Below are 11,789 nucleotides of genomic sequence, written 5' to 3'. Positions count from 1 at the left end.
CTTTCGGCCGCGCCTTTTCCATTTTAAGCTATTCTTCCAACCCTATTTCCGGCTTTTCACGCGGCCGCATTCCTCCTTTTCCATCACCTTCGGCCGCGTTTTTTTCACTCCATCCACTTAAGCTTTCACATAGCTTCCTCCACTTAAGCCCTCACATATTATCAATATAGCCTCTATCCCACAGCATTATCTTAAGCTTCCTGGCGAGTTCCACCGCAGGTGCCGTAAAATACTGATTTGTCATAACAACGCCAACCATACAGTCATAGTAATCTCTTCCCGCATAAGCCTCCTGCACGGCCTTCACTCCAATAGGCTTATCATAGCACTTGCACTGAACCGCGTAGCTCACTCCGTCCTTTTCAGCAAGAATGTCCGCTCCGAAATCTCCACTTCCCTTAGTGACCTCCACATCAATAAAGCCATGTGCCTTAAGCAAGTCAGCGCAATAGTACTCAAAATCATGTCCCTCAAGCTCGTCCATCGGAAGCGGCCGTTGCCTCCTGAGCAGCAGCACCACTACAATTATAGCAAGCACAATGATCACAAAAACCACCATCGACACAATAAGCGTCATATTAGTTCCTGACATCTATTTCCCCTATTCCCCCAATCCTCGGTCATGTTTATCGCTAATTGTTACTATAATGACCTTTTCCATTCATTTGCATTACTTTTTGTCATATCTCTTCCTTAAGAAGCGCCTGATAAATCTCGCGTTTTCCAACGCCTCTGTCTGCTGCCACCTGTTTCATTGCATCCTTGTGGCTCATTCCGCTATTTTCATAATAGGCCATGTGGTCAGACAAACTCATCTTCGTCCATTCCTCCTGCTGCCTCTTGTCAAGCTCCTGAAGGCTGACACCCTCTACCACAAGAACATACTCGCCTCTGGGCTCATTTTCCTCATAATATGCAACAGCCCCCTCCAAAGTAGTAGGCATTATCTCCTCAAAGCGCTTTGTCAGCTCACGGCAAAGTGTTATCTTCCTCTCTCCCAAAGCTTCCTTCAAGTCCTTAAGCGTCGCTCTTAAGTGATGGGGCGCCTCATATAAAATGATGGTCCTGTGTTCAGTCTTAAGCTGCTCAAGGATTCTCTTTCTTTCCTTCTTATCATCCTGTCCGGGCAAAAATCCCTCGAATACAAATCTTCTCGTATTAAGCCCGGAAAGAGTCAGCGCCGTTATGCACGCAGCCGGCCCCGGAAGTGACGTGACATTCACGCCTGCCTCGTGGCACATGCGCACCAAAACCTCTCCCGGATCCGATATTGCAGGGGTTCCCGCGTCGGTGATGAGTGCAATGTCCTTCCCCTCCTGCATCAGTCTGATTAGGTACTCCGCCTTTTCCACCTTGTTGTATTCATGGTAGCTTGTCATCTCCGTATGAATATCGAAGTGGTTTAAAAGCTTTATGCTGTTTCTCGTATCCTCGGCCGCTATAATATCCACGCTTCTCAAGGTCTCAAGAACCCTCTCCGTGATGTCCTTAAGATTTCCTATCGGAGTAGCGCACAGATACAGCATGCCCTGCGTATTCTCTGTCATATCTTTTCCTTTATCTAATGCCCTCATCCGTCAGCTTCGCTGCCACCTTCCCCCAAAGGGGGAAGGCTTTTGTTTTTGTCTTATCTTTTCCCCATAGGAAGTTTCTATTATCCCTTCTCCTAAAAGGAGTAAGGTGGCACGAAGTACCGGATGAGTTTTTCTCTACTCGGCCTCAAAACCCATACTTCTCCACGATCTCCCTGCTATATACTCCGGGCTCATCGTATATGATAAGTGGCGGTTCCACAGAAAGCCTCGGCTTTCCGTCCCTTGCGCCTTCCACAAGCACCATACTGGGTTCTTTGTCCACATATGGGTGCACTAGCCTGATTCTCTTTGGCTCGATCTTATTCTCTCTCATGCATGAAAAAATCTCCGCCAATCTAAAAGGTCTGTGAACCATATAAAACTTCCCACCCGGAGGAAGCAGTATCTTCGCTGCCCTAAGCACGTCATTGAGGTCACAAAGCACCTCATGCCTTGCTATAGCCTTCGGGCTGTCAGGATTCGTCAGCCCATGCCCTTTGATCATGTAGGGCGGATTTGTTGTTACAACGTCAAAAGAGGCAGGTTCAAAAATTTTCTCCGCCTCTTTTATATCTCCGCAAACTATTCGGACACGCTCCTCGAGCTTATTGTATCTCACGCTTCTTAGAGCCATGTCCGCACTATCCTGTTGTATTTCGAGACCGATGAGTTCCTTTGCCTCAGTTTTCGCTGACATCAAAAGCGGAATAATTCCCGTTCCCGTGCCAAGATCAAGAACTCTGTCGCCCTTCGACGCCGTAGCAAATCCCGACAAAAGCACCGCATCCATGCCGAAGCAGAATCGCTCCGGATCCTGAATGATCATAAGCCCATTTCGCTGAAGATCATCAAGCCTCTCTCCGGGTTTTAGGAAAAACTCATTAGCTTTGCTGTTTTCCATCCGATCCCTCTCTGCGATTCTGGTTCTGCTGCCTGTTGCTGTTCTGGCCGCCCTGGCCTCCATTATTCTGGTTGTTACTGCCCTGGCCACCGTCTCTATTTTGGCCACCATTACCCTGGTTGCCATCTCTATTCTGACCACCATTGTTATGGTTCTTGCCGCGATTCTTCTTATTGAAATTTCTTCTCTTATTCTTCTTATCGAAATTTCTCTGGTTGCCGTCTTTGCCCTGGCCGCCATCTCTATTTTGGCCACCATTACCCTGGTTGCCATCTCTATTTTGGCCGCCATTATTCTGGTTGCCATCTCTGTTCTGACCGCCATCTCTGCTCTGCGATTTATCTTGGCCATTAATCTGGCCGCTATCTTGTGATCTATCTTGGCCATTAATCTGGCTTCCCCCTTCGGGGGAAGCTGTCGACGCAGTCGACTGATGAGGGGCGTTTCCTTCTCTTTGGTCCCTCATCCGGCACTGCGTGCCACCTTCCCCCTGAGGGGGAAGGCTTTTATCTTGTGCCCTATCCTGGTCGTTCACTTGGCTCTTATCCTGCTGCCTATCCTGGTCGTTCACCTGGCTCTTGTTCTGCTGCCTATCCAGGCCATTCACCTGGCTTCCCCCTTCGGGGGAAGCTGTCGACGCAGTCGACTGATGAGGGGCGTTTCCTTCACTCTGATCCCTCATCCGGCCCTTCGGGCCACCTTCCCCCTGAGGGGGAAGGCTTTTGTCTTGAGCATTGCCCTGCCTTCTCTCGCCAGAACCATTCTGGTTATTATCCTGCCTTCTCTCGCCAGCACCGTTCTGCCCATTATCCTGAGAATTGTTCTGTCTGTTTTCACCGGAGTTGTTCTTGCGATTATCCTGTGAACCACCCTGTCTCTTCTCAGAATTATTCTGTCTCTTTTCGGAACCGCCCTGTTTTCTGTCCTGAGGACCATTCTGGTTTCTATCCTGTGAGCCACTCTGATTTCTTTCCTGCCGCTCCAAAGCCTTCAAAGCTTCTTCATCAATGTCCTTTTCCTTGGGCTGATTCTGCTTATGTTTCTGCTTTTTCCTAACCAAAGTAAGGTCGTCCACATGGCACTCGTGAACTTCCTTCTCATCGTCAACATCCACAAGGATTCTGACAGTCTGCCTAAGAATATTAACGCTCGCAACCTCACCCTCAAGGTTATCGCTTGTCTTAACGATATCGCCAAGTCCGGGCATCTTGCGGTTGAGCTCCTCGTATACGTCCTCTTCGTTCTTGAGGCAGCACATGAGACGTCCGCAAACTCCGGAAATCTTGGTCGGGTTAAGGGAGAGATTCTGCTCCTTAGCCATTTTTATTGAAACCGGAATGAAATCTGAAAGATATGAATGGCAGCAAAGCGGTCTGCCGCAGATTCCATAGCCGCCGATTATCTTGGTCTCATCTCTTACACCGATCTGGCGAAGCTCGATTCTTGTCTTAAACTCTGAAGCCAGATCCTTAACCAGGTCTCTGAAATCGATTCTTCCATCAGCCGTAAAATAAAACAGCACCTTGTTATTATCAAAGGTGTACTCTGCATCTATAAGCTTCATTTCAAGACCATGCTTGATGATCTTTTCCTTGCAGATCCTGAAAGCGTCTTTTTCTCTGACTCTGTTGCTCTTCTCCTGCTCATCGTCCTTCTCATTCGCCATGCGAAGAACTGCCTTAAGCGGCTTGGTAACCTCGCTGTCGTCCACATCCTTGGGGTCTGAAAGCACGGTACCGTACTCCACTCCTCTGGCTGTCTCAACAATTACGTGATCGCCCTTTTTTATCTCAAAATTACCCGGATCAAAATAGTAGATCTTGCCGGCCGTTCTGAATCTTACGCCGATAACCCTGGTCATATATTATAAATTCTCCTTTATATCAAGCATCAGCATCTCGAGGGACATAATGCTGTTAACGTTAGCATGAATTCTGCTTTTTGCCCTCTCAATTGCCTTTAATATATTATCAATTTCCTTATAGGAACATTTTTCCGTAACACTACTAATATACGACAGTTTATCCGCGAAAATCAAGTGATCCGCGCTCCCCTCTGCCTTATACACCAGTACATCTCTGACATAGTAGAGCAGCACATCCAGAAAATCGTTTGTTAAAAGTGCATCCGGTTTCTTCTCGCTTGAGCCCTCTTGTGTTAAAAGCAGTTGCAACCTGGCTACGATGTCACTTATCTGCGACTTTTTGAGCTTACCCACAAGCTCTATAGCGTCGTTCTTAAGCTTCTCAAAGCTCTCATCCTCAGCCAGCTGAATCGCTTTTCCCACATTTCCCTGAGCAAACGACACTGCCAGATTTGCCTTATAATCTACGATTTTTCTTTTTTCCATCAAAAAACGCTGAATAAGATCGTCCCTCACCGGTTTTATAGGAAAAACAATGCATCTACTAAGTATCGTCGGGAGAAAAGCATCGATATTAGAAGTCAGAATGATGATCGTCGCATACGCCGGCGGCTCCTCCAGAGTCTTCAAAAGCGCATTCTGCGCCTGCTGCGTCATGAGTTCCCCGTCAGGAATCAGATAAATCTTGTGATCCGTATAAGGTTTGATATAAACATCGTCGCAAACCTGATCTCTTATCTCGTCAACACCGATCGATGTAGGCTTTTCATGCATCACTACCCTGATATCCGGGTGCGAGCCGCTCTCCGCCTGCTTACAGTAGTGGCACTCCCCGCAGCTCTCAATATATCCGCCAATCTCCTGTTTATTCTCACACAGAATCGTCTTCGCAAAGGTCTTCGCGATCATCTTTTTACCGCTTCCCGCATCCCCTGAAATGATGTAAGCATGCGATATCTTGCCCGTTCTTATGGCATTTTGCATGTGATCTTTTATCTGATTCTGCTCAACTATATCTGAAAAACGCGCCATCTGCGCTAACTCCTCCTAAACATACTACATTAATATCACTGGAAGCATCCTATCATTTGACTCTCCTCAGATCTATCTTGGCCATTTATCCAGCTTCCCCCTCGGGAGAAGCTGTCGACGTAGTCGACTGATGAGGGGGCACTCTCTTAATTCTGAGCCCGCATCTGTCCAATTACGTAAAAATATCCAACAGCAGTCCCTGTATCTGCCCTATCTTAGCCAGGATATTAATATTGTCCTTCTCGTCCTTCACCAGCTCCTGGGCCAGCTCATCAAGATTCTCGTCCACAAGCCTTATGATTCCGTAAACCCTGTGGCGTCCCCTTCTATCCAGGAAATTCTCTCGTGAAAATGCATGCGACCGTGTAACCACCTCGTTCAGGAAATCCTTGATCATGATACGATATCGCTGCATGTCCCTGATATCGTTCTTCTTCGCGATCTGCTTTCCCTGCTGAACAATATCCTGCATCATCAGATTCAGGCGCTCCGCCAGCGAAGCATCCTCAATCTTACTCGTCAGCGTAAACTTAAAATCCCCGCTGACCTCCTGCTGTGCCTGTGTCTGCTGAACCTGTGTAGTCTGCTGAACATTATCAATCCTAATATCCATACGCGCCTCCATTACGGAGCTCTAGTTATCCACTTATAGGAAATTCCCTCGTATTGCGATTTCCTGCATACTAAAATCTAAGCTTCAGTACTAGTAATAAAACTCTCTATATCCTCGATACACTTTTCAATTTCTTCGTTATTGTCAAAAGCCCTGCCGATTCCTGCCCACTGCAGCCTTTCATCCGAATAGTCCGCCTTGTCCGCAAGAAACCTTCGGCACATTTCGTCATACTTCGGATTCTCCTGCTTTTGCTCTCTCTTCATCGCCCTCTGCATGATTCCACCGTCCTCAACGCTGATCATCAGCGGCACCACGCTATCCTCGCCGAAGTACTCCTTAAAGGACACATACATATCCACTGTTCCGATAATGAGATAATTCCCTTTTTCCAGATCAATCTGCCCATCGTCCACCGTAAAATAGTGCCATGGACCATACATGGTATTGTATGTTCTCTCCTCTATTATTTTTCGTTCTTCTCTGAACTTTTCGTAACGTTCATTACTGCAAAAATAATATTGAACTCCATCTACTTCCTTCTCGCGCATGGGCCTTGTAGTGTAAATTATTACCTTGTTAAGCTCCACATTCCCCCGCTCAAGAAGATTCTTATAAATTGTATCTTTTCCGCATGAGCTCCTGCCCATGATCACAAATATCTTTCCCATCTTACTCCTGCCAGGCAGTTTAAATTCTGCAGCCGCACAACAATCCAATTAATATTCCTAATTCTGCAGACAACTTATATGCTTAACTATCAATTGTCTCCAATACCTTGGTCCTGCAAGCTTATGGATTACTGTCCGCAAAGGCATCTTAAAAGCCTTGCTCCGTTTGCCGTAATTCTCACTCCCTGGATGTTTCTTCCTTCATTTATATAATTTCCGATTTCTGCGACAAGCTCTCTGCTTATCAGCTCTCCCGGTATAACCAGTGGAATTCCCGGAGGATACAAATTAATGAAATCTCCCGCAACTCTTCCGGCTGCCCTCGAGATATCCACCTCTTCCGTATCTCCGTCCCATGCCTTGTAAAAAGATGTCACCGTTTCTGGAAGCTTCATCCGTTCGAAATTTCCATGAGATTTACTACTAAGAATTGTTTTTGATCTCCCTTTGTCTCCCGGAATTTTTTCATTTTCCGTAACAGCAACCAGGTCTTTCCCATCTATCTTTCTGTATGCATCGCTTTCCACAAAAGCTTCATCACCCACGCGTAAAACCGCTTTTTTATCCGAGCCTATCTCTCCTGCAGATATCCGCCTGTCCAAATCCCTGACAGCGCCAATAAGCCTCTCGATACCTTCCTCCGTATCATAGCCTGTTATGATCGCCAAAGCATAAGTATCTCCCGCCATCTCGCACTGCAGCTTATACTCTAATCGAAGTATATCATATATCTGCTGCCCTGTGACAGCGCCATCTGCCGAGCACACAAGCACCTTGCAGGGGTCCTGCATACAGTCTGCACAAGTACCCTTACTGTCTAACTCTCCATTTGAATAACTTCCGGGTCGCTCGTCATCCAAGACGCAATCTCTATCGTTTCCTTCCTGCGCGCTACTCCAATCACCCCTACATGGCAATATAAAAAGCTTCTTTAAGCCTTCTGTCTTACTCTCAAGCTTACTCCTATATTTTAGGAGCTTATCGAACCTCTCTTTTCCTCTATCATTAATGTCCTTAATGCTCGCATCAATAGACGCCATCAGCACATACGATGGACTGCTCGACTGATAAATCCTAAGAAATCTCCTGAGCCGCTCCCTGTCTACCCGGTTTCCCACAACATGAATCAGCGCTGTCTGTGTCATCGCCGCCAAAGTCTTATGAACACTGTGGATCACGATGTCCGCTCCCTGATGTACGGCACTGTCCGGAATCTGCATTTTTTCAGCGTCTTCATGATCTACCTCTCCGAAATCCTGATGTGCATCCACATCCTGATTTTCCGCCAGTTTTTCATATAAACCAAAATGAGCCCCATGTGCCTCATCCACGATAAGTACCGCTCCATGCCTATGGGCGACATCAGCAATTACGCGAACATTAGACACCACCCCTTCATACGTCGGTGATGTTATGAAAACCGCCTTCGCTTCCGGATTCTTGAGAAACGCGTCCTCAATATCCTCCGGTGCAACCGCACCCATAATTTCTAATCTTGACCTGCCGCCAATTAAATCCTTCTTCTTTTCTGAATCTACTTTATCTTCTTTGATTGCTTCTTTTTCCAACCCATTTTTCGTGCAATAGACGCTCCTCGGCATTACGAAGGCAATCTCCAGTTCCCTCAAATATGCCGCGTGATAGAAGGACTTGTGAACATTCCTGGCTGCAATTATTTTTCCTCCCTTCGGCACAGCCGCCGATATCGCAGAAAGCACACCACACGTGCTGCCATTAATCAGAAAATGCGTCTCATCCGCGCCATATAGCTCGTTTGCCCGAGCCTCCGCATCTTTAATTATCCCCTCTGCATCGTGGAGATTATCATAGTCATCAATCTCAGTAATATCGATGTCCATGTAATCAGCCATCTCCCCGGCATCAGGATTTCTCTTATGTCCCGGCATGTGAAGGGGATATAATTCGCTTTCAGAAAGTCCTTTCAGACTGTCCCTCAGAGCCTTCTCATTTTTTTCGTAAAAATCGTTCATTATCCTACCTAAATGTCAAAATTTGTTCATATTTTCTCAAAGTACAGTTTATAATTTAATCTTTTCTAAATATACTGATTTCTCTGCACTCTTGCTAATTTCCTTATAGCAAATATTTTACTTTATCTGTTTTATAGAGGCAAACCTCTTCTCATATCAGACAAATTCTGAATCTTTTGTTAAATTTATAGCAATTTTATATTATTTTTCCCCAAATGTATTGTATAATGATTTGTAGAGCGTTTAGCTGAGGTTTCATGTTATCCTCAGCTATCACAATAGAAAAAGAAAAGGAGTTAAAGAAATGGCAGAAATCAATTTAACACAGTATGGCATTACAGGCACAACTGAAATCGTGCACAATCCTTCTTACGAGCTTCTCTATGAAGAGGAGAAGAAGGCAGGTCTTGAAGGATTTGAAGTAGGTCAGGATACAGAGCTCGGCGCAGTTAACGTTATGACAGGTATCTACACCGGACGTTCTCCTAAAGATAAGTACATCGTTATGGACGCAAACTCAAAGGATACAGTTTGGTGGACAACTGACGAGTACAAGAACGACAACCATCCTATGAGCGAGGAAGTTTGGGCAACTGTAAAGGATATCGCTAAGAAAGAGCTCTGCGACAAGAGACTTTTCGTAGTTGATGCTTTCTGCGGTGCTAACAAGGATTCCCGCATGGCAGTTCGTTTCATCATGGAGGTTGCTTGGCAGGCTCACTTCATTAAGAACATGTTCATCGTTCCTACAGATGAAGAACTCGCTAACTTCGAGCCTGATTTCGTTGTTTACAACGCTTCTAAGGCAAAAGTTGACAACTATAAGGATCTCGGCCTTAACTCTGAGACTTGCGTAGCTTTCAATATCACAAGCCGCGAGCAGGTTATCATCAATACATGGTACGGCGGAGAGATGAAGAAGGGTATGTTCTCAATGATGAACTACTATCTTCCTCTTAAGGGCATGGCTTCCATGCACTGCTCAGCTAATACAGATATGGAAGGTAAGAACACAGCTATCTTCTTCGGTCTTTCCGGAACAGGTAAGACAACACTTTCAACAGATCCTAAGAGACTCCTCATCGGTGATGACGAGCACGGCTGGGATGACAACGGCGTATTCAACTTCGAAGGTGGTTGCTATGCTAAGGTTATCGGCCTTGATAAGGATGCTGAGCCTGACATCTACAACGCAATCAAGAGAGATGCTCTTCTTGAGAACGTAACAGTTGATGCAAATGGTAAGATCGACTTTGATGATAAGAGCGTTACAGAGAATACTCGTGTATCATATCCTATTCAGCACATCGACAACATTGTTCAGAAGGTTAACAAGATTTCCGCAGGTCCTGATGCTCAGAACGTAATCTTCCTTTCTGCTGACGCATTCGGTGTACTTCCTCCGGTTTCTATCCTTACACCTGAGCAGACACAGTACTACTTCCTTTCAGGCTTCACAGCTAAGCTTGCCGGAACAGAGCGTGGTATCACAGAGCCCACACCTACATTCTCAGCTTGCTTCGGTCAGGCATTCCTTGAGCTTCATCCTACAAAGTACGGTGAAGAGCTTGTTAAGAAGATGCAGAAGTCTGGTGCTAAGGCTTACCTCGTTAACACAGGTTGGAACGGCACAGGCAAGCGTATCTCCATCAAGGATACTCGTGGAATCATCGATGCAATCCTTAACGGCGATGTTCTTAAGGCTGAGACAAAGAAGATCCCGATCTTCGATTTCGAAGTTCCTACAGCTCTTCCTGGAGTTGATCCTGGAATCCTTGATCCTCGCGATACATACGCTGATGCTTCTGAGTGGGAAGCTAAGGCTAAGGATCTTGCTGAGAGATTCACAAAGAACTTTAAGAAGTATGAAGGCAACGACGCTGGTAAGGCGCTCGTAGCAGCTGGCCCGAAGCTTTGATCTGATTAAAGCAATAAAGATATAATTAAAGCGCCGACATTTATATGCCGGCGCTTTTAATATGCTCATAATACTAATCTAATACTCGATATTCTAATTTATCTTCCAGAGATTCTTATTCTCTCTCATCATCAGGTAATTCTATATATATTGCTCTTACTTTGAGCTTATGAAGCCCTAGCGTCTCCATAGCCGAACAATATTTATCAGCTAAAGTAACAATCCATGCTTCTCTACACATAGGCGGAACTATTGTCAGAGGCCACATATGCTTCTTAATAATATCCTTCTCGCGCTCTGTTAGTACGAAGTCTCTATTTGCGTTTTTAAGGGCTGTAGAAGGATGGAAAAAGCCATGGAGCTTAGGATGTACATTTCCCTTATCTTTACCGTCTATATGCCAGTCATAAAGGAAATAATCGTGCAATAATGCTCCTCTTACCAGGTCTCTCTCTTCGCATTTCGCATGAATAAATCTATTTATCTTAATCGCTCTCTCAGCGACACTTAAGCTATGATCATAGACAGTCATATCACCATGCTGGATGAAATGTTTTGTCTTGTGGAACTTCTGCGATTCAAGTATATCATGACCGTGTTTCTTCAAAACCTCACGAATATGTTTATGCCTCTCTTCGATAAGTCTGCGCTTCTCTTCTCTTGTCATATATGTAAATCCTAACTCTTTAAAACTTCTCTATAATGTAAATCCTCTTCTTAATAACCAAAACCCACCTGAAGTAACACATTATCTAGTATATTCAGCTCTTTCGCTGTAGCACTTTTTGTGGATTAAACCAAGAATTTACATTGGTATTGCTCATGGATTGTATTATACGGCATATGTGAGGAGAATAAAACTGAAAAAAGAATAAAATTAATAAAAAAGATGCCTAGACTCGGAATCGAACCAAGGACACGAGGATTTTCAGTCCTCTGCTCTACCAACTGAGCTATCTAGGCATATTTGAGTAGCGGGGACAGGATTTGAACCTATGACCTTCGGGTTATGAGCCCGACGAGCTTCCAGACTGCTCCACCCCGCGATATTCAATTTTGGGATGCTCCACTAGACTCGAGATTACCTCGTCAAGTGGACACCCATGGTTCGCACTAAGTTCGAAACTACCTCACTAAGTGCTCTACTCAAATGGATGGCGGTGGATTCGAACCACCGAAGCAATTTGCAGCAGATTTACAGTCTGTCCCCTTTGGCCACTCGGGA

The 11,789-nt window shown here is 45.4% G+C and carries 9 protein-coding genes, 3 tRNA genes and 1 pseudogene; 1 reads left to right on the top strand and 12 read right to left on the bottom strand.

What is annotated here, in order from left to right:
* Window positions 1-151: 151 nt before the first annotated feature.
* From G586_RS0121045 to G586_RS0121010, 8 genes and pseudogenes are all read right to left on the bottom strand, one after another.
* A complete protein-coding gene (locus G586_RS0121045) occupies window positions 152-592 on the bottom strand; it encodes a restriction endonuclease (RefSeq protein WP_026529279.1) in 441 nt (146 codons plus the stop codon).
* An 88-nt stretch (window positions 593-680) separates the two neighbouring features.
* A complete protein-coding gene (gene rsmI, locus G586_RS0121040; RefSeq protein ID WP_026529278.1) occupies window positions 681-1,547 on the bottom strand; it encodes a 16S rRNA (cytidine(1402)-2'-O)-methyltransferase in 867 nt (288 codons plus the stop codon).
* Window positions 1,548-1,719: 172 nt separating this feature from the next.
* A complete protein-coding gene (locus G586_RS0121035; RefSeq protein ID WP_026529277.1) occupies window positions 1,720-2,475 on the bottom strand; it encodes a tRNA1(Val) (adenine(37)-N6)-methyltransferase in 756 nt (251 codons plus the stop codon).
* 949 nt (window positions 2,476-3,424) lie between these two features.
* Window positions 3,425-4,336: pseudogene (locus tag G586_RS27605) on the bottom strand (PSP1 domain-containing protein); the annotation flags it as partial.
* 3 nt (window positions 4,337-4,339) lie between these two features.
* Window positions 4,340-5,371, bottom strand: coding sequence for a DNA polymerase III subunit (locus tag G586_RS0121025; protein WP_026529276.1), 1,032 nt, complete (start codon window positions 5,369-5,371; stop codon window positions 4,340-4,342).
* A gap of 172 nt (window positions 5,372-5,543) precedes the next feature.
* On the bottom strand, window positions 5,544-5,984 hold the full coding sequence (locus tag G586_RS0121020) for a YaaR family protein (protein WP_026529275.1): 441 nt from the start codon (window positions 5,982-5,984) through the stop codon (window positions 5,544-5,546).
* A 77-nt stretch (window positions 5,985-6,061) separates the two neighbouring features.
* Window positions 6,062-6,655, bottom strand: coding sequence for a guanylate kinase (locus G586_RS0121015; RefSeq protein WP_026529274.1), 594 nt, complete (start codon window positions 6,653-6,655; stop codon window positions 6,062-6,064).
* Window positions 6,656-6,783: 128 nt separating this feature from the next.
* Complete coding sequence (locus G586_RS0121010; RefSeq protein ID WP_026529273.1) at window positions 6,784-8,646, bottom strand: aminotransferase class I/II-fold pyridoxal phosphate-dependent enzyme; 1,863 nt, start codon at window positions 8,644-8,646, stop codon at window positions 6,784-6,786.
* Between the two features lie 304 nt (window positions 8,647-8,950).
* On the opposite strand from G586_RS0121010, the gene pckA reads away from it, so the two are divergent.
* A complete protein-coding gene (pckA, locus tag G586_RS0121005; RefSeq protein WP_026529272.1) occupies window positions 8,951-10,564 on the top strand; it encodes a phosphoenolpyruvate carboxykinase (ATP) in 1,614 nt (537 codons plus the stop codon).
* Between the two features lie 115 nt (window positions 10,565-10,679).
* Here the strand turns inward: pckA and G586_RS24355 are convergent, their stop codons facing one another.
* From G586_RS24355 to G586_RS26485, 4 genes are all read right to left on the bottom strand, one after another.
* Window positions 10,680-11,231: an HD domain-containing protein gene (locus G586_RS24355; RefSeq protein ID WP_051204997.1), complete on the bottom strand. Its 552-nt coding sequence runs from the start codon at window positions 11,229-11,231 to the stop codon at window positions 10,680-10,682.
* Between the two features lie 223 nt (window positions 11,232-11,454).
* Window positions 11,455-11,527 (bottom strand) — tRNA-Phe (locus tag G586_RS0120995).
* 9 nt (window positions 11,528-11,536) lie between these two features.
* Window positions 11,537-11,610: transfer RNA gene (locus G586_RS0120990), tRNA-Met, on the bottom strand.
* A gap of 105 nt (window positions 11,611-11,715) precedes the next feature.
* Window positions 11,716-11,789 (bottom strand) — tRNA-Tyr (locus G586_RS26485).

The sequence above is a fragment of the Butyrivibrio sp. VCD2006 genome (assembly GCF_000423925.1).
Lineage (GTDB): Bacteria > Bacillota > Clostridia > Lachnospirales > Lachnospiraceae > Butyrivibrio.
The sequence above is the reverse complement of the archived record's forward strand: the minus strand, read 5'-3'. Positions and strand labels throughout refer to the sequence as shown.

Coding starts and splice junctions, on each gene's coding strand:
- G586_RS24355 (WP_051204997.1), bottom strand. CDS start 11,231: ATGACAAGAGAAGAGAAGCGCAGACTTATCGAAGAGAGGCATAAACAT.
- G586_RS0121015 (WP_026529274.1), bottom strand. CDS start 6,655: ATGGGAAAGATATTTGTGATCATGGGCAGGAGCTCATGCGGAAAAGAT.
- G586_RS0121020 (WP_026529275.1), bottom strand. CDS start 5,984: ATGGATATTAGGATTGATAATGTTCAGCAGACTACACAGGTTCAGCAG.
- G586_RS0121025 (WP_026529276.1), bottom strand. CDS start 5,371: ATGGCGCGTTTTTCAGATATAGTTGAGCAGAATCAGATAAAAGATCAC.
- G586_RS0121045 (WP_026529279.1), bottom strand. CDS start 592: ATGTCAGGAACTAATATGACGCTTATTGTGTCGATGGTGGTTTTTGTG.
- pckA (WP_026529272.1), top strand. CDS start 8,951: ATGGCAGAAATCAATTTAACACAGTATGGCATTACAGGCACAACTGAA.
- G586_RS0121035 (WP_026529277.1), bottom strand. CDS start 2,475: ATGGAAAACAGCAAAGCTAATGAGTTTTTCCTAAAACCCGGAGAGAGG.
- G586_RS0121010 (WP_026529273.1), bottom strand. CDS start 8,646: ATGAACGATTTTTACGAAAAAAATGAGAAGGCTCTGAGGGACAGTCTG.
- rsmI (WP_026529278.1), bottom strand. CDS start 1,547: ATGACAGAGAATACGCAGGGCATGCTGTATCTGTGCGCTACTCCGATA.